This window comes from Phocoenobacter atlanticus subsp. cyclopteri (assembly GCF_018343795.1).
Taxonomy (GTDB): Bacteria; Pseudomonadota; Gammaproteobacteria; order Enterobacterales; family Pasteurellaceae; genus Phocoenobacter; species Phocoenobacter atlanticus.
In genome coordinates, this window is the sequence record NZ_CP074346.1 from 1688833 (window position 1) to 1706901 (window position 18069).

The following is an 18069-nucleotide window of genomic DNA, read 5'->3' on the forward strand; positions in this document are numbered from 1 at the left end:
TTTATTAACTCCTGTACTGGAGAATAGAATTTAGAAAAACAAACACGAAGTCTCCAACAACTTATTAATGAAGTTGAAGATCCAAATACTTCAATTCATATATTGCTCTCTGAATTTAAACAAGGTTGGCAAGAATTGATACCGCTGATAGATTATTGCTCTATTGCGTTAAATACAATAACTTAAATATGTAAAAATTAAAATGATGATGTGTCTTGAAACAAACCAACTTTTAGATCAGTCGCAGTATAAATAATTTTGCCATCAACTTCTACTTCCCCATCTGCTACGCCCATTACTAATTTACGATTAATAATTTTTTTCATATTAATACGATAAATCACTTTTTTTGTTGTTGGTAATATTTGACCAGTAAATTTTACCTCTCCAACACCTAATGCACGACCTTTTCCTTTTCCGCCAATCCAACCAAGAAAGAAACCGACTAATTGCCACATTGCATCTAATCCTAAACAACCTGGCATTACAGGATCTCCAATAAAATGGCATTTAAAAAAAGGTAAATCAGAATGAATATCGAGTTCTGCCTCAATATATCCTTTGTTGAAAGCTCCACCTTGATCAGATATTTTAGTAATACGATCCATCATTAACATCGAAGGTGCAGGTAGTTGAGGACCTTCACTACCAAAAAGTTCTCCACGCCCTGAAGCTAAAAGATCTTCGTAATTATAATTGTCTTTAATATTTGCTAGACTACTCATTTTTATCCCTTATTTAATTGTCCCAAAATAAACATATCTTCTTATTTTATTACTCTCATAATATCAAACTGTAAAATAAGCAAGTATAAATTAATTGATGGTCAGACCATTAAGAATTTATTAATTTTTTGTAAATTTTTGTAAATATCGTACCGCTTGTAGGTTGTTGTTCTTGTTCATTTTCTAAGTTTTCTTTAATAATCGAAAAAATAGAATTTTCTGTTTCATCTTTATCGTAAAAAGCAGTACTAAATAATAGTTCCATTGTTTGGAAAATATCTGAAACAGCCCAAATATGAAATTGACCTTCTGCAACAGCATTAATTACATCTCTGTGTAAACTCAAATGAGATATACAGCTTTCAGGAATAACGACCCCTTGTTTGCCAGTAAGGGTTCTTTTCTGACATAAAGCGAAAAAGCCTTCTATTTTTTGGTTTACGCCTCCTACACTTAATACTCGACCAAATTGATCAATAGATCCTGTAACAGCGATGGATTGAGGGAGAGCCAGTTTAGCCAAGCTACTTACTAATACACAGAAAATAGCCAGTGATGAGCTATCTCCATCAATTTCACCATAAGACTGTTCAAAGACCAAAGAAGCAGAAAAAGGAAGTTGTGTAGGTAATTCTAATAAATGAGCAAGACAAGACTCTGCAATCATAATGCCTTTTGCGTGTACATTGCCTCCTAATTCAACTTTATGTTCAATATCAACAATTTCTCCATCACCTAAACGAGTATTACAGCTAATTCGTAATGGTTCACCAAAGGCGTAAGGAACCCCCTCAAATTCAACCACAGAAAGCCCATTAATTTGTCCAATTTGTTCTTTTTCAGTGCCGATATACACTTGATTATTGAGCATTTCTAATTGTGTGTAATTGTTCAATGTTGCAGCCTGTTTTTCTAACAATTCAAAATAGCCATCAATATTATCAAACTGTGTTTGAGATGCACAAAATACAGAAATTCCTAAAATATCTTTTTTTATTTGAGTAGGTAAAATTGAAATCAGCTGCTGATTTTCACTTTCTCGAATATAGTGATTGAGTAATTGCAATAACCCTTTGTTAGAAAATATTTTAGTGGTTAAGTTTTTAGACAAATACTGAATATAGTTTCCCCATTGTGTTAATGAGTATTCATTAAGTGATAAAGCCGTTTCTACTTCTGTATAATGTGCAAATTGATGTAAACTTTCGTCATAGTTAGTTAGTGTTGCAATATCTTTACGAGAGCCAGCTAAAATTAATTTAAAGGTTGTTTTAATAGATAATTTTTGCATTATCATCTTTTTATTTGGTTCTAAATAAAATTCACCAAATAATAATGCTTGCTTTAACTTATCCCATAATGAAAGATCTTTTAACAACGAATGTACATTTAGTAATAAAACACCATTATCCAGTTGTGAAAGTATCCCCTCTACTATTTCTGCTTGCTGAGTTTCTTTAATGTAACCGATATAACCGAACAATTGATCGCCATTAAATTCCGTACAGAGTTTTAGCTTTTGATTTTTTTGTGTAAAATAAGTTGTAATTTCATCAACAATTTCAGGTAGAATATCTGTTTTTAAGATCAATAATGATCCAGATTGTTGTTGCTGAAAAAGTGATAAACTTTGTTGTAAATTAAATTGAAAATCTAAAAAAGTCACTTTCTCATTATTTAGAGAAAAAGTATGCTCACAAGAAAGTTGCTTAAAAGAAAGTGGAGTAATTTTCACAAATTATGCCTCATAATATAAATTTGATTTATTATAACGTGATTTTCGATATACTTCTGTATAAATTCTAAAAAAGGATAAATGAATGAGATACCAAAGATTAGATATTCAAGAAGCAAATTGGAAATGGCAATACTTGTTAAAGAAACATCAAACAGGTGAAGCCATTACCAAACATCAAGAACAAAGCCTTATTGAATTAAAAATTGAAACACTTATTGCTTTACAGAACTGCCCAGAAGAAATTGAACAGTGGGTTAAAACTGAGATGACACCAGAACAACGAAAAAAAATGCGTCAATCAGTTCGAGCTAAGAGAAAACGTTTTTTTAATGCTGAAAAACAGACAACCAAGAAAAAATCAATTGATTTGGAATATTCAAGTTGGTTAAGATTATCTGAAAAATCAAAAGAATTAGAGATGACTCTGTCGGAAACTATCGAACATCTTATTGATGAATTAGATAATAAACAAATTTATATTGATCAAATTGCTAGGATGAAACAAAATTTAAAAGATCTATTAAAATAGGGGCATTTTCTTAGTAACTAAAGTTTATCCCCTACTTTAAACCAATCACCACGACCATTTAAAAAATCTTGGGTCATCATTGGCTTTTTCCCCTGCGGTTGTAATTGAGTAATATTTAACACCCCTTGTTGTGTCGCGATTTGAATACCTGTTTTATCTACGGCTAAAATCGTACCAATTTCTTTTTCTTGATGTTCTAATACCTCTGCTTGATATATTTTTACTCGCTCTTCTTTGTCATTGATATCAAGAGTTAAATAAGCCACAGGAGCAGGGTTAAAGGCTCGAATATTACGCTCCAACTGACTAGCAGATAAATTCCAGTCTAATTTCGCCTCTTCTTTAGTGAGTTTTTCCGCATAATTGGCTAACTCATCTTGTTGTTTTTGAGGTGGAAATTTCCCACTTTCTAAATTATCTAATACTGTTAACAATGCTTGAGGAGCAATATCTGCTAACTTTTGATAAAGAGACGCAGAGGTTTCATCATTAGCGATATCAGTAGTCACTTTATATAGCATATCACCAGTATCCAGCCCTTTATCCATTTGCATAATGGTGACACCTGTTTCTTTATCACCCGCCCAAATTGCACGTTGAATAGGAGCTGCACCACGCCAACGAGGAAGTAGTGAACCGTGTACGTTTAAACAACCTAAGCGAGGGGTATTCAAAACATCTTCAGGGAGAATTAATCCATAAGCAACCACAACCATTACATCCGCATTGAGTGTTTGTAATTCAGTTAAAGCCTCTTCATTACGCAATGATTTTGGTTGATAAACTGTTAAATGATGTTCAAGAGCCAATTTTTTTACAGGGCTTGCTGTTAGTTTTTTACCACGTCCTGCAGGTTTATCTGGTTGTGTGTAAACCGCCACAATATTATGTTGTGAACCAATTAATTGTTGTAAATGTTGAGCAGCAAAATCTGGCGTGCCTGCAAAAATAATATTTAGTTTTTTCATTGTCTTCTCATACTTGCTAAGCGGTACGATCTTGATCAAAATTTGCAAATTTTTAGCTAGATCTTACCGCTATTCATTTCATCAATGTTATTTTTATACTGTCTTTTTGTTACGATTTTTTACCGTTTTCTGTGCTTTTTTCTTCTTCGTTTTTACCGTTGAAGTTTCTTTGAAAACAGCTTTTTTAGTTTTACTTTTTGGTTTTTTCTTGGTCGGCTTTTTAGCTTTGCCATACCCCAATGAACGACCTTTTGAATCAAGTAGAACAAAATCTATTTTTTTATCATCTAAATTCACGCCTGCTACTTTGATTTTTACTTGATCCCCTAAGCGATAAATAATTCCACTTCCGCCAACTAGACGCTGACGATCAGCATCATAACGGTAATAATCATTATCTAAGGTGGAAATATGTACTAAACCATCGATCATCAATTCGGTAATTTTTACAAATAACCCAAAACCAGTTACGCTGGTAATCACACCATCAAATTCTTCGCCGATATGATCCTGCATATATTCGCATTTCAGCCAATCCGCCACTTCACGGGTTGCATCATCAGCACGACGTTCCGTTGCTGAACATTTTTCGCCGAATTGATCGATATCATCAATTTTATAATGATAACCGCCACCGTCAGTATAATAACGTTTATTACCTTTCTCTTTTTCCATCAAATATTTAATTGCACGGTGTAATAATAAGTCAGGGTAACGACGAATTGGCGAAGTAAAGTGAGCATATTCTGTTAAAGCTAATCCAAAATGCCCCACGTTATCCGCAGAATAAACCGCTTGTTTTAAAGAACGTAACAGCATTGTTTGAATTAATTCAGCATCAGGACGTTCACGCACTTTTTCCAATAATTTGGCATAATGTTTTGGCGTTGGCTTTAAGCCACCATCTAATAATAAGCCGTGTTCTTTTAAGAAAGTTCTAAAACTTGTCAGTTTTTCCTCACTTGGCAACGCGTGAACACGGTATAACGACGGTTCATTAGCTTTTTCGATAAATTTTGCTGAGGCAACATTGGCTAAAATCATACACTCTTCGATAATTTTATGTGCGTCATTGCGAATTAACGGTTCAATACGTTCAATACGCCCTTCTGGGTTAAAAATAAATTGACTTTCTATGGTATCAAACTCTATTGCACCACGATTTTGACGTGCTTTTGTTAGCACCTTGAACATATTATTTAATTCTTCTAAATGTGGCACTAGCGGTGCGTAGCGTTCACGTAAGTCTTCGTCACCTTGTAGCATTTTCCATACTTTGGTATAGGTTAAACGTGCGTGGGAGTTCATTACCGCTTCATAAAACTCATAACCCGTTAATTTTCCTTTTTCTGATACGGTCATTTCCGCCACTAGACAGAGACGATCTACCTGTGGATTTAATGAACAAAGTCCATTTGAAAGCACTTCTGGTAACATTGGTACAACACGATTTGGGAAATAAACCGAGTTACCACGCTGAATAGCCTCTAAATCTAGTGCTGTTTTAGGACGAACATAATAACTCACGTCCGCAATCGCCACCCACAAACGCCAGCCGTTGCCTTCTTTTTGACAGAATACCGCATCATCAAAATCTCTGGCACTCTCGCCATCAATAGTAACCAGTGGTAATTCTCGCAGATCAACACGCCCTAATTTTGCTTCTTCTGGCACGTCTTCTTTGAGTTTTTCGACCTGTTTTTCAACTTCTTTTGACCATTCATAAGGAATATCGTGGTTTCGCAAGGCGATCTCAATTTCCATTCCCGGTGCTAGGTTTTCGCCTAAAATTTCAGTGATCACACCGATTGGGCGTTTAAAACTCGCAGTGCGTTCTTTTAATTCCACCACTACGATTTGCCCCATTCTCGCCCCTAAGCGATGTTCATCAGGAATTAAAATATCTTGGGTAATACGGCTATCATCAGGTACGACAAAGCCCACACCTGATTCTAGGAAAAAGCGTCCTACAAGCTGTTTCTTACGTGCTTCAATCACTCGCACAATACGAATTTCTTTACGCCCACGACGATCTCTGCCATTCGGTTGAGCTAATACATAATCGCCGTGTAGCACTCGGCTCATTTGTCCGTTTGGAATAAACCAATCGTCATCTTCACCTTCTACGTTTAAAAAACCGTAGCCATCTCGATGTCCAACTACCGTACCTTTGAGTAAATCCATTTTTTCAGGTAACGCATAACGCTTACGTTTGGTAAAAATCAGTTGCCCTGAATTTTCCATTGCTCGTAAACGACGACGCACGCCTTCCGTTCGTTCTTCATCATCGATATTAAATGATTTAAGCAACTCTTCACGGCTCATTGGGGCATCATATTGACGAATGGTGTCTAAAATAAATTCTCGGCTGGGTACGGGATTATCGTATTTTTCAGATTCTTGTTGATAATTTGGGTCTTGCATAAGGCGTTCCTTCTTCTTTCTAGCGGTAAGATGTTGGTAAAAATTTACAAATTTATTATGTTCTTACCTAATAATTGTATTGTTGTTAATTATATTATAATACTTTTTCACTATTAAATGAGTATTTATTATCCTTTTCTTAATGATACTTCTCCAACGGAAAAGTAAAGAAAACTATTTTTCTGTTGTAATATAAGCTCTCCTTGTTCATTAATACCTTGTGAAATACCTTTATATATTTGAGCGTCTGTAATTACCGATACTTCTTTTTGTAAAAACAGGTCATAATTTTTCCACAGACTAAAATAAGGCTTAAAGCCTGTTTGAGGATAATTGATTAACATTTGTTGTAACTTTTTAGTTAAACAAAGAACAAGTTGATTAGGATTAATATCATACCCAAAGAGAGTACTGACAGGTTGATCAATCGTATTTTCTTTTGATATTGGAGCTAAATTAATACCAATACCCATTACTAAATAAATATGGGGGGGCATAGTTTTAAGTTCAATAAGAACTCCTGCCACTTTTTTACCTTTATGATAAATATCATTTGGCCATTTAATTGTTAAATCTTGGATACCTTGCTGTTGTAAACTCTCAATCACTATTAACGCAACAACTAAACTTAGTGGAGGTAAGATTAAATTAGAATTAATAGGATAAGACCATATTAGTGAGTAATTTAAATTTCCCTTTGGTGCAATCCAGTTACGCCCACGCCGACCACGTCCAGCAGTTTGTTTTTTTGTAATACAAACAGAACCTTGAGATAAGGTATTACAATTAGTCAATAAATATTCATTGGTAGAATTTAATTCATCAAATAGACACAACTGACCCATTGTTAGTTGTGATTGAATAACTGATGTGCTCAACGCTTTATTCATCGTGTTATTTCTTCACTATCTACTTCGCCATTTGAAGCAATAAAACGAACTTCAGGTAAAATGTTCACCCCAAATTTTTCACAAACTTGCTTACGAACAACTTTAGCTAATGCAACAATATCAGCACCTGTAGCATTACCATTATTGATAATAACAAGGGCTTGTTTGAGGTGTACCATTGCGCCTCCCATTTTGAACCCTTTTAAATGGCATTGATCTATTAACCAACCAGCAGGTAATTTTACTGTACCATTAGGTTGTGGGTAGTGTGGGATTAATGGATAAGCGGTACGAAGTTGTTCAAATTTTGCAAACTCTATAACTGGATTTTTAAAAAAACTTCCTGCATTACCAAATTCTTCAGGGTTAGGTAATTTTTCCATCCGTACTTTACAAACTTCATCAAAAATCTGTTTAGCTGTTACAGTTTCAGGATCAAATTGACTTAATGACCCATATTCTAATTTTGGTTGCCACATTTTAGCTAATTTAAAACCAACAGTAATAATGGCAAAATTATCTTTATATTGATGTTTAAATATACTGTCTCGATAACCAAATTGACATTCATCATTGGTTAAACGAAAAGTTTTTCCGCTGTTTAAATCTAATACTTCCACATAATCACATACTTGCTCTAGCTCAACCCCGTAAGCACCAATATTTTGAATAGGTGATGAACCAACACATCCCGGAATTAAGGCTAAATTTTCTAGTCCAGCAATATCACGATCGAGCGTCCATTTGACAAATTGATGCCAATTTTCGCCACCTGAAACTTGTAAATAGTGAAAATTATCGTCTTCATAATGATGAATACCTTTTAAACAATTGATAAACACCGTTCCCTTGAAATCATCTAAAAATAGAACGTTGCTACCTTGCCCGAGTAATAGTTTGGGGGGTAAAGTATTTCGCCATTCAACAATTAATTGTTTAATCGAATAAATTTCAACAATATCTTTTGCCTTTACGTCTAAGTGAAAAGTATGGAAGGGGTTTAAATTTTTTGTCATTATCATTAACCTTGCAAATTAAAAATGGATATAACCATCATAAATGTGGGTAGCACTACCTGTCATAAAGAGATCCTGTCCTTCACCTTGCCATTCAATTTGTAGTGAACCACCTCGTAATTCTACTTTCACACTATGATCTAACACACCCTGCATAATGCCTACTGCAACAGCTCCACAAGCACCACTTCCACAGGCTTGAGTTTCCCCTACACCTCGCTCAAAAACTCGTAACTTAATATGATTACGAGTAAGTACTTGCATAAATCCAACATTCGTTTTTTCAGGAAAACGTTCGTGGCTTTCGAGTAATGCACCCAATTTATTTACGTTTGCTGTTTCTACATTATCTACTTGCAATACACAGTGAGGATTACCCATTGATACCACACCACAAATAGCGGTTTGAATGTCAGTCAAAAGTAAATAATTTTTCTCAAATTTATTTGCAGTGAAAGGAATTTTAGCAGGTTCCCAAATAGGTTTACCCATATTGACTCGTATATTACCATTATCTTGTAAAAATAAAGTCATCTTTCCTTTTGCTGTACTGACTTTAATTTCTTTTTTATTTGTTAATCCTTTAAGGTTAACAAAACGGGCAAAACATCTTGCACCATTGCCACATTGTGAGACTTCTGTTCCATCTGCATTAAAAATACGATAATGAAAATCTAACTCAGGACTATAAGGTGGCTCGACTAATAAAAGTTGATCAAACCCAATTCCACGACGACGATCAGCCCATTTACGAATAAGATCAGGGCTTAGATACACATTTTGTGTCACCCCATCAATTACCATAAAATCATTACCTAATCCGTGCATCTTTGAGAATTGCATAACTTTTCCTATTGAGATATGTAAATATGTCTAGCTAGAATTATAGAGTTTCAATCTGCTGATTGCTATCTATAAATAAAATAAATCTTTATAAATTTTAACAGTAAGAACGCAAATATGTATAAAAAAATAATATTTTAGCGATTGAAGTAAATATAAGCGGTATGATTTTAATAAAAATTTGCAAAAAATCTCCAATAAGTGACCGCTTAAAGGTATAATAAAAGCAATTTTCTATTCACTTTTAAGAATTAGGTACAAATAATGACAACAGCAACAACCAAATTCAATGTAAAAACATTCCAAGGTATGATTTTAGCCCTGCAAGATTACTGGGCAGAGCAAGGCTGTACTATCGTACAACCTTTTGATTTAGAAGTGGGAGCAGGCACTTCGCACCCAATGACTTGTTTGCGTGCGATTGGTCCTGAACCAATGGCATCAGCTTATGTTCAGCCTTCTCGTCGTCCAACTGACGGTCGCTATGGCGAAAACCCAAACCGTTTACAGCATTATTATCAATTCCAAGTGGTTATTAAACCATCGCCAGATAATATCCAAGAATTATATTTAAACAGCTTAAAAATGCTTGGTTTTGATCCATTAGTTCACGATATTCGTTTTGTGGAAGACAACTGGGAAAATCCAACGCTAGGTGCGTGGGGCTTAGGCTGGGAAGTGTGGTTAAACGGAATGGAAGTAACTCAATTTACCTATTTCCAACAAGTGGGCGGATTAGAATGTAAACCAGTTACCGGCGAAATTACTTATGGTTTAGAGCGTTTAGCAATGTACATTCAAGGTGTAGACAGCGTTTACAATTTAGTGTGGTCAGATGGAAAATTTGGCAAAACTACTTACGGCGATGTGTTCCACCAAAACGAAGTGGAACAATCAACTTATAACTTTGAACACGCAAATGTTGAGTTCTTATTCCACTGCTTTGAAGAATACGAAAAAGAAGCCAAAGCGTTATTAGAATTAGAACAACCATTACCATTGCCAGCTTACGAACGTATCCTAAAAGCAGGGCATTGCTTTAACTTACTTGACGCACGCAAAGCGATCTCTGTAACTGAAAGACAACGTTATATCTTACGTATCCGTGCATTAACTAAAGGTGTGGCTGAGGCGTATTATGCAAGCCGTGAAGCGTTAGGGTTTCCAATGTGTAAAAAATAAGGAATTCTCAAATGACTAAACTGATTCTTTTCTATGCTGATTTATGTCCTGATACTATTCCATTTAAGCAAGAATTAGGGCGATTAAATGTTGAATATGAAGAAGTAAATATTTTTGAATCAATGGCGAACTTCAAACGCTTTTTGAAATTACGAGATAATCATTCGGCTTTTGATATGCCAAAAAGTTTAGGCAATATTGGTATTCCTGCTTTGGTATTAGACGATGAAAAAGTGATTTTAGATCGTGAAGAATTACAAAATGTTTTTGGTTAAAGCGGTTAGATTTTAGAGAGAATTTGCGAATTTATGAATAATCTTCCAACAGAAAATAACGACTTAACTCAAAGCATTGCTCAAATTATCGAGCAAGCGAGAAAGCAAGTTAAACAAACGGTCAATTCTGCAATGGTGCAATGCTATTGGGATATTGGACGTTTGCTTGTGGAAGATGAACAGCAAGGGCAACAGCGTGCTGAGTATGGTAAATATGTATTACAGAATTTATCAGAGCGTTTAACTGCAATGTATGGTAAGGGTTTTGATGTTCGTAATTTACGAAATATGCGTCAATTTTACCTTGCATTTCCAATTCGGAACGCACTGCGTACCGAATTGAGTTGGACACATTATAGAAGTTTAATTCGTATTGAAGATCAGCAAGCAAGAGAATGGTATTTAAAAGAAGCGGTTGAGCAAAGTTGGTCTTCTCGTGCGTTAGATCGTCAAATCTCAGTACTTTATTATGAACGTCTATTAGCAAGCCAAAATAAGTCTGTTGTTGCACAAGAGGCAGAAGAAAAAACCGAATTGCTAAAAGAAACGGTACAGGATTATTTGCGTGATCCTTATATTTTAGATTTCTTAAACTTACAAGATAAAACCTATCAAGAAAGTAATGTTGAGCAAGCGATAATCAATAATTTACAGCAATTTTTACTTGAATTAGGCAAAGGGTTTGCTTTTGTTGAGCGTCAAAAAAGAATTCGTTTTGATGATGAAGATTTTTACATTGATTTAGTTTTTTATAATTTCAAACTGAAATGCTTTTTATTGATTGATTTAAAACTTGGCAAGTTGAAGCACCAAGATATCGGACAAATGGATACTTATGTTCGCTTGTACGATGAGCAATTTAAAGGCGAAGATGATAATCCAACTATTGGTTTAGTGTTGTGTAGTGAGAAAAGCGAGGCGATTGCCAAATATTCTGTACTTGCCGATAGAAAACAGATTTTTAGTGCGAAATATTTACCTTATTTACCAACAGAATTACAGTTACAGCAACAAATTGAAAAAGTAAGAGCGTTGAATAACGTTTAGAAAATTTAATATTACATTATTCACGCTCTGCGTGAACAGTCTAAAAGAGAGAACAAAATGACAACAAAAAATTTCCTTGCCGAGATTGGCACAGAAGAGTTACCACCGAAGGCACTTAAAAAATTAGGGCTGGCGTTTGCGGGCAATGTGGAGCAAGAGTTAAATCAAGTGGGTTTGAATTTTGATAAAGTGGAATGGTTTGCCGCACCACGTCGTTTGGCAGTTAAAGTTTTAGGGCTTGCATTGGTGCAACCAGATAAAAATATTGAAAAACGTGGTCCTGCTGTTAAGGCGGCATTTGATGATCAAGGTAATCCAACCAAAGCAGCGGAAGGCTGGGCAAGAGGTTGTGGGATTACAGTTGATCAGGCGGAGCGTATCGCAACGGATAAAGGCGAATGGTTGGTACATCGTGCCGTTATCAAAGGGCAAGAAACTAAATGCTTGTTAAATGAGATTATCAACAATGCGTTGGCAAAATTACCGATTCCAAAAGCAATGCGTTGGGGCGATAAAACTGTGCAATTTATCCGTCCTGTGCATACGGTGACGATGTTGCTTGGCGATGAGTTAATCGACGGCGAAATTTTAGGTGTGAAAAGTGGTACGACTTTACGTGGACACCGTTTTTTAGGGCAACAAGAAGTTGAGATCACAAATGCGGATCAATACCCTGAAATTTTGCGTGAAAAAGGCTCGGTTATTGCAGATTTTGAAGAGCGTAAAGCGATCATTTTAAAAGATTCACAAGCAAAAGCCGAAGCATTAGGTGGTGTGGCGGATATCGAAGAAGACTTACTTGAAGAAGTATCATCATTAGTAGAATTTCCAGTCGTTATGGCGGCAAAATTTGAAGAGCGTTTCTTAGAAGTGCCTGCTGAGGCGTTAGTTTACACAATGAAAGGGGATCAAAAATATTTCCCTATTTATGATAAAGCAGGCAACTTATTACCGAACTTTATTTTTGTGTCGAATATCAACCCAGAAGATCCAACGTTTGTGATCGAAGGAAATGAAAAAGTGGTTCGTCCACGTTTAGCGGACGCAGAATTTTTCTTTAAATCAGATTTAAAACAGCGTTTAGAAGATAATTTACCACGTTTAGAAACCGTATTATTCCAGCAACAGCTTGGCACAGTGCGTGATAAAACGGCTCGCATTGAGCAACTCAGTGGCGAAATTGCAAAACAAATCGGTGCAGATGAAACCAAAGCGAAACGTGCGGGTTTATTATCAAAATGTGATTTGATGACGAATATGGTGTTTGAATTTACCGATACGCAAGGCGTAATGGGAATGCACTATGCACGTCACGATGGTGAAGATGAAGAAGTGGCAGTTGCATTAAATGAACAATATATGCCACGTTTCTCAGGCGATGAACTACCGACTTCATTGGTAGCGTGTAGCGTTGCGTTGGCAGATAAAATTGATACTTTAACGGGTATTTTTGGTATCGGTCAGTATCCAAAAGGGGATAAAGACCCATTTGCATTGCGTCGTGCGGCATTAGGTGTATTGCGTATTATCGTTGAGAAAAAATTACCATTAGATTTAACGGATTTAATCCAAAAATCAGCACAATTATTTGGCGATAAATTATCAAATAAAAATGTGGTTGATGAAGTGGTTGATTTTATGCTGGGTCGTTTCCGTGCGTGGTATCAAGATGAAGGTATTTCAGTTGATGTAATTCAAGCAGTATTAGCTCGTCGCCCAACGAAACCAGCAGATTTTGATGCGCGTGTGCGTGCAGTAGCTTATTTTCGAACCCTAGAAAGTGCTGAAGCTCTAGCAGCAGCGAATAAACGTGTCGCGAATATCTTAGCCAAAGCAGAAAATAGTGTCGGCGAGATTGATCTTTCACTTTGTGAAATTGGTGCGGAAAAAGTGTTAGCGGAAAAAATCATTGCGTTAAATTCAAGTTTAGCTCCATTATTTGCTAACGGCGAATATCAAGCGATTTTAGAACAGTTAGCAAGTTTACGTGATGTGGTGGATACCTTCTTTGATAAAGTAATGGTAAATGCCGAAGATGAAAAACTGCGTAATAACCGTTTAGCAATTTTAGGCTCGCTACAACGTTTGTTCTTAAATGTGGCGGATATTTCAGTTTTACAATAAATTGTGATGATGAAGCGGTAAGATTTAGTAAGAAATTTGCAGTATTATCTAGCAAATACACAAGGACTTATCTTTTTGTATTTGCTAGATTTTTTCTATCTTGGATATCATTTTAGAGAAAACTCAAATGGCTAAATGAAAAATGATATATCGCTTATCAATCAAATATCATTTAAGGTAAAATCTAGATTTGAGGGCGTTGCACTTCAAATTTGAATCTGCCATAATGTTGATAATAAATATTATACATTTGCATTAAAAATGAAAAAATTACAATTTTCTTTCCTTGCTTTATTCGTAGCAAGCTATGTTCATTCTCAAACCTTAGACTTAAATAACTTTACTTATCGTGATTACCTTGACTTTGGGCAAAATAGAGGAAAATTTATTCCTTCACAAGCACCTCTTACGTATGAGGGTAAAAATGGTATTACACAAACGTTTGAAAAAATCCCTGATTTTTCTCATCGCTCTCGTTCTGGTGCAACAACCTCACTTGGGCGAAATTATGTTACTACTGCTCATCACGTTGTTGTATCTGCATTTAAAGATAGTAAGCAACTTACAGGAGAATTTAAAGAACCAAATGCATATTTACCTTTAATGCAAACTTGGGGGCTTTCTCAATATGATTTTGGTGTAAAAAATAATAAGCCTCGTGATCATAAGGAATATGGTATAGATACTTCTTATTTTAGAGCTTCAAAATATATTATTGAAGGTAAAGTCGATCCTGCTTTTGTAGAAGATAATATTGCTCAAAACAATGATATTCAAAAAAGAAAAGATTTATATGCAGAATGTGAATCTATGCCATTTAATGATACCAAAAAAAAATGCTGGGAAGAATATGATGAACCAAATAGTGATATAAATGGTTTTAAACAAACCTCAAAAGAAAAATTAAAAAAATATTACAGCAAATTTAATGAAGCGTATCAAAGTGGACGTGGTGCGTTAACCCTTAAAAAAGAGGGATTTATTTGTCAAAAAGAAGGCGAAGATTGTGTTATTTCTAATATGACAAATGCGTTAAGTGGCGGTGTTTGGAAAATTGTAACCGATGTTCCAGAAAATTTTGGTGATCTTAATTTTTACTCATTTTTTAATTTTAAAGAATATGGTGGGAAAAGAGAAGGCTTTATTTTTAGACCTTTTATGACTAAACCTAACACTAGAAATGATCAATTAGTAAAATTTAAATCAGGTCTATTTAGAGGGGATAGTGGTTCAGGAATTGTTGCTTGGGATGAAGATAAACAAAAATGGGTGCTTCTTGGCGTTACCAGTGCTGGTGGGCTTACGAATGAACACGCAGACTTTTCGATAACAATCCAAGAAGAATTTAATGATTATAAAAAGAATTTTGAGCATAGTTTTAATCAATCTGTAAATCAAAGTGATTTACAACCGAATAAAGATAATATTTTTAAAGTAGCACAACACTTTTCTTTAAATAGTGATTTAAACCTTGCAACTGGGGGGTTAGTTTTTACTACTGGGCAAAATATATTAGATGGTAATAACCATAATATTAGTGAAATAGCAGGCGTTGATGTTGAAAAAGGGGCTGAGCTGACTCTTAATAATGTTGTTTTAAATAATAAAGATTTACACAAAGTTGGTGATGGTAGCTTAATTGTAGATGCTCAAACTAACGGTAATTTACGTTTTGGGAGCGGTGAAGTTATTCTTAAAAATAGCAATGCTTTTGATAAAATTTACAATACTGGCGGTAAGCTAAAACTTGACTCTCATTTTAATGTTCAAGATAACCTATTCTTTGGTGATCGTGGCGGTATTCTTGATCTAAACTCGCAGAGTTTAAGCATTAAAAATTTCTCGGTAAATAATAATCGTGCTTTAATACAAAATTCTCATAATATGCCAAGTACTCTAACCATTGAGAATAGCGAAGAGAATAAAAATCTTATTCACGCATTTATAGGCGGTGAGATTTATAACAAAATTAGCAAAATTGATATTAACCCAAATAATGATAATAATATTTTTGATGGTGGATTTAATATTGATGGCGAAGTGAATGTACTTGCAGGAAAAACGCTAAACCTTCAAGGACACCCAACACTTCACGCTTATTTTAAAGGGGTAAACAGTAAACAAGATTTTACGGAGATTATTAAAAATCATCCTGATTTTGTACTACCTAAAAAACCTGCTAATCCTTGTTCACCAGAGGCAAGCACTAACAAGTTAGAACAATATTATGTGAATAGTAATCAAAGAGAAAAAGTATGTTTGAATTATTTATCATTAAAACTTGATGGTATTGATTTATCTCGCCCAAATAGATTAGAGCAAACCGACTGGGATTTTCGAGAGTATAAAGCAAAAAATATTACCCTTAAAAAGGGAGCAACGCTTAATTTGACTAAAAGTTCAGCAACCACAGCTAATATTACTGCAACTAATGCAACGGTAAATATCGGTGGTAATTTAACGCACTATATTGATAAATTTGATGGCGAAAATACTTATAAAAATGGTTATTCATTCCAACAAGATGTTGAAAGTAAAAATATTGATGCTGGCACAGTGATTTTTAACGGAAATATTACTCAAAAGAGCGGTAATATAAATGCAAATAATGCTCAAATGGTGGTTGATAGTTTTATACTTGATAATGGCGTATTTAATGCTCAAAATAATACGCAAAGTACCATTAAAAATTTTACCTTACTCAATAATAATACCGTGACTACTGACGCAAGTATTCTTAATATTGAAAACTTAAATATTGATGCGGTGAGTAATAATCAACTTTCTGCAAATATGAATATTAGTGGCATTTTAGATTTAAAAAATGTTGGTAAAGATGATAGTACATTAAAAGATACTGAAAATGATTTAGTTGCCGTGAGAAATAATAAAAAGATCACGTTTAAATCAAATTCAAAAATTAGTGTTACTTTTTCTGAGTTTTTAAAAGCAAATAGTCAAAAATTAAAACTTGATACTGTTTATAAACTTATTGTTGCAAATGATTTGGATGATCAAAGACAAGTAAGAGAAATCAACTTTAAAAACCAGTTAGATCAAGACATAAAAAGTTATAACAAAACTGAGGGTAATGCTATTTATGTAATTTTTAAAGACAAAAACTTACCTGATGCAACAGAAAATAAATCTACACCAACGCCTGATGTTATTGTAGAAGAAAAACCTACACTAGTACCAAAGAAACCTGATATACAAATAAGCTCAAAATATCAAGCCATTTATGAGGCTTTTGATAAAAGAGGAATTGATAAATTAGCACTAAATAGTGCCTATAAAAATAATTTTGATAAGGCAATTTTTGCCTACCAAACTGGCGAGAAAAATGCACAATCACAATTAGATAATGTATTAAAACAAGCGGATGATTATTTACAAAAATTTGCAAATATACCAAACACCATTGCTCCACAAATTTTATGGAATAACTATACCAAAATAAATCAGCGTATGCAGACAATGTGGCAAAATAAGGTATTAGATAATGATCTTTGGGTTGATGTAAACGGAATAATAACTAAAAACAGTTATCATAATTTAAACTTAGGTGGGATTACCCTTGGCTATGATCATAGAAGAAATCTAGAAAAAGGGAACTCTTTAATTGGTGGTTTCTTATCATATCAAGGTGGCATTGCAAATAATGATTTTTATAATAGCGATATTCATACTCTAAGTTTGGGAGGCTATGCAAATTATATTTATAATAATTTATTTGAAGTAGGTGGGCAGGTAAATGCAATCTATGAAAATCATTCCCCAACGTATAAAAAACTATCATTCTTACAACAAGATCTTTCATCTCGTTATAGTGCGTATAGTGTTGGATTAAACTTGCATTACAAGCATAATGTATATCAAAATACCATTGCAAACTATACTCATACTTTAAAACCTGTTGCAACACTCGGCGTTCTTTATAGCAGAATCGGAACACAAAAAACGGCTGTATTAAAACAACAGAAAAGCAATGTAATTCATACTCGTATTGGTGGCGGTTTAGAATATAGTATAGCGAATAAAAACACATACTATAATCTAAATGCAATGGTTAAAAAAGAGTTTAATTATCAAGATGATAAAGCAATTTCCTTTGTGAATATGAGTGAATTTAGCCCTTATAGTATTAAACGTTCAAATCCTGTTCGTTTTGAATTAAACTTTGATGCAGGAATTAACCTAAATAAACAAATATCACTTCAATTATTGTTAGGGGGATTTGTGACAGATAAAAAAGATTTGGGTTTAAATAGTACATTAAAGTTTAATGTTGAATTTTAATGTTTCGTG

At 34.3% G+C, this 18069-nt stretch carries 13 protein-coding genes; 6 read left to right on the forward strand and 7 right to left on the reverse strand.

Annotated features, from left to right (window positions below; translation table 11 throughout):
* Positions 1-197: 197 nt before the first annotated feature.
* On the reverse strand, positions 198-725 hold the full coding sequence (gene fabA, locus KGI96_RS08150; protein ID WP_211597297.1) for a bifunctional 3-hydroxydecanoyl-ACP dehydratase/trans-2-decenoyl-ACP isomerase: 528 nt from the start codon (positions 723-725) through the stop codon (positions 198-200).
* A 109-nt stretch (positions 726-834) separates the two neighbouring features.
* A complete protein-coding gene (locus tag KGI96_RS08155) occupies positions 835-2460 on the reverse strand; it encodes an AAA family ATPase (protein WP_211597296.1) in 1626 nt (541 codons plus the stop codon).
* A gap of 85 nt (positions 2461-2545) precedes the next feature.
* Between KGI96_RS08155 and matP the strand changes: the two genes are divergently transcribed.
* On the forward strand, positions 2546-2992 hold the full coding sequence (gene matP, locus KGI96_RS08160) for a macrodomain Ter protein MatP (protein WP_211597295.1): 447 nt from the start codon (positions 2546-2548) through the stop codon (positions 2990-2992).
* A 17-nt stretch (positions 2993-3009) separates the two neighbouring features.
* Here the strand turns inward: matP and fmt are convergent, their stop codons facing one another.
* The 5 genes from fmt to dapF form a co-directional block, all read right to left on the reverse strand.
* The gene (gene fmt / locus KGI96_RS08165; RefSeq protein ID WP_211597294.1) at positions 3010-3960 is read right to left on the reverse strand and encodes a methionyl-tRNA formyltransferase; all 951 of its coding nucleotides are present in this window, start codon (positions 3958-3960) and stop codon (positions 3010-3012) included.
* A 93-nt stretch (positions 3961-4053) separates the two neighbouring features.
* The gene (gene rnr / locus KGI96_RS08170) at positions 4054-6384 is read right to left on the reverse strand and encodes a ribonuclease R (RefSeq protein WP_211597293.1); all 2331 of its coding nucleotides are present in this window, start codon (positions 6382-6384) and stop codon (positions 4054-4056) included.
* Between the two features lie 128 nt (positions 6385-6512).
* Positions 6513-7274, reverse strand: a complete 762-nt coding sequence (locus KGI96_RS08175; protein ID WP_211597292.1) for a biotin--[acetyl-CoA-carboxylase] ligase — start codon at positions 7272-7274, stop codon at positions 6513-6515.
* Complete coding sequence (gene murB / locus KGI96_RS08180; protein WP_211597291.1) at positions 7271-8296, reverse strand: UDP-N-acetylmuramate dehydrogenase; 1026 nt, start codon at positions 8294-8296, stop codon at positions 7271-7273. The genes KGI96_RS08175 and murB overlap by 4 nt, the downstream gene beginning before the upstream one ends.
* 12 nt (positions 8297-8308) lie before the next feature.
* Positions 8309-9133, reverse strand: coding sequence for a diaminopimelate epimerase (gene dapF / locus KGI96_RS08185; RefSeq protein ID WP_211597290.1), 825 nt, complete (start codon positions 9131-9133; stop codon positions 8309-8311).
* Between the two features lie 264 nt (positions 9134-9397).
* Between dapF and glyQ the strand changes: the two genes are divergently transcribed.
* The 5 genes from glyQ (at position 9398) to KGI96_RS08210 (ending at position 18060) form a co-directional block, all read left to right on the forward strand.
* Positions 9398-10315, forward strand: a complete 918-nt coding sequence (gene glyQ, locus KGI96_RS08190) for a glycine--tRNA ligase subunit alpha (protein WP_211597289.1) — start codon at positions 9398-9400, stop codon at positions 10313-10315.
* An 11-nt stretch (positions 10316-10326) separates the two neighbouring features.
* Positions 10327-10590 (forward strand): hypothetical protein, encoded by a 264-nt coding sequence (locus KGI96_RS08195; RefSeq protein ID WP_211597288.1) that lies wholly within the window; start codon positions 10327-10329, stop codon positions 10588-10590.
* Positions 10591-10623: 33 nt separating this feature from the next.
* Positions 10624-11637 (forward strand): PDDEXK nuclease domain-containing protein, encoded by a 1014-nt coding sequence (locus KGI96_RS08200; protein WP_211597287.1) that lies wholly within the window; start codon positions 10624-10626, stop codon positions 11635-11637.
* A 57-nt stretch (positions 11638-11694) separates the two neighbouring features.
* On the forward strand, positions 11695-13761 hold the full coding sequence (gene glyS, locus KGI96_RS08205) for a glycine--tRNA ligase subunit beta (protein ID WP_211597286.1): 2067 nt from the start codon (positions 11695-11697) through the stop codon (positions 13759-13761).
* A 261-nt stretch (positions 13762-14022) separates the two neighbouring features.
* Positions 14023-18060, forward strand: coding sequence for a S6 family peptidase (locus tag KGI96_RS08210; protein ID WP_211597285.1), 4038 nt, complete (start codon positions 14023-14025; stop codon positions 18058-18060).
* Positions 18061-18069: the final 9 nt, after the last annotated feature.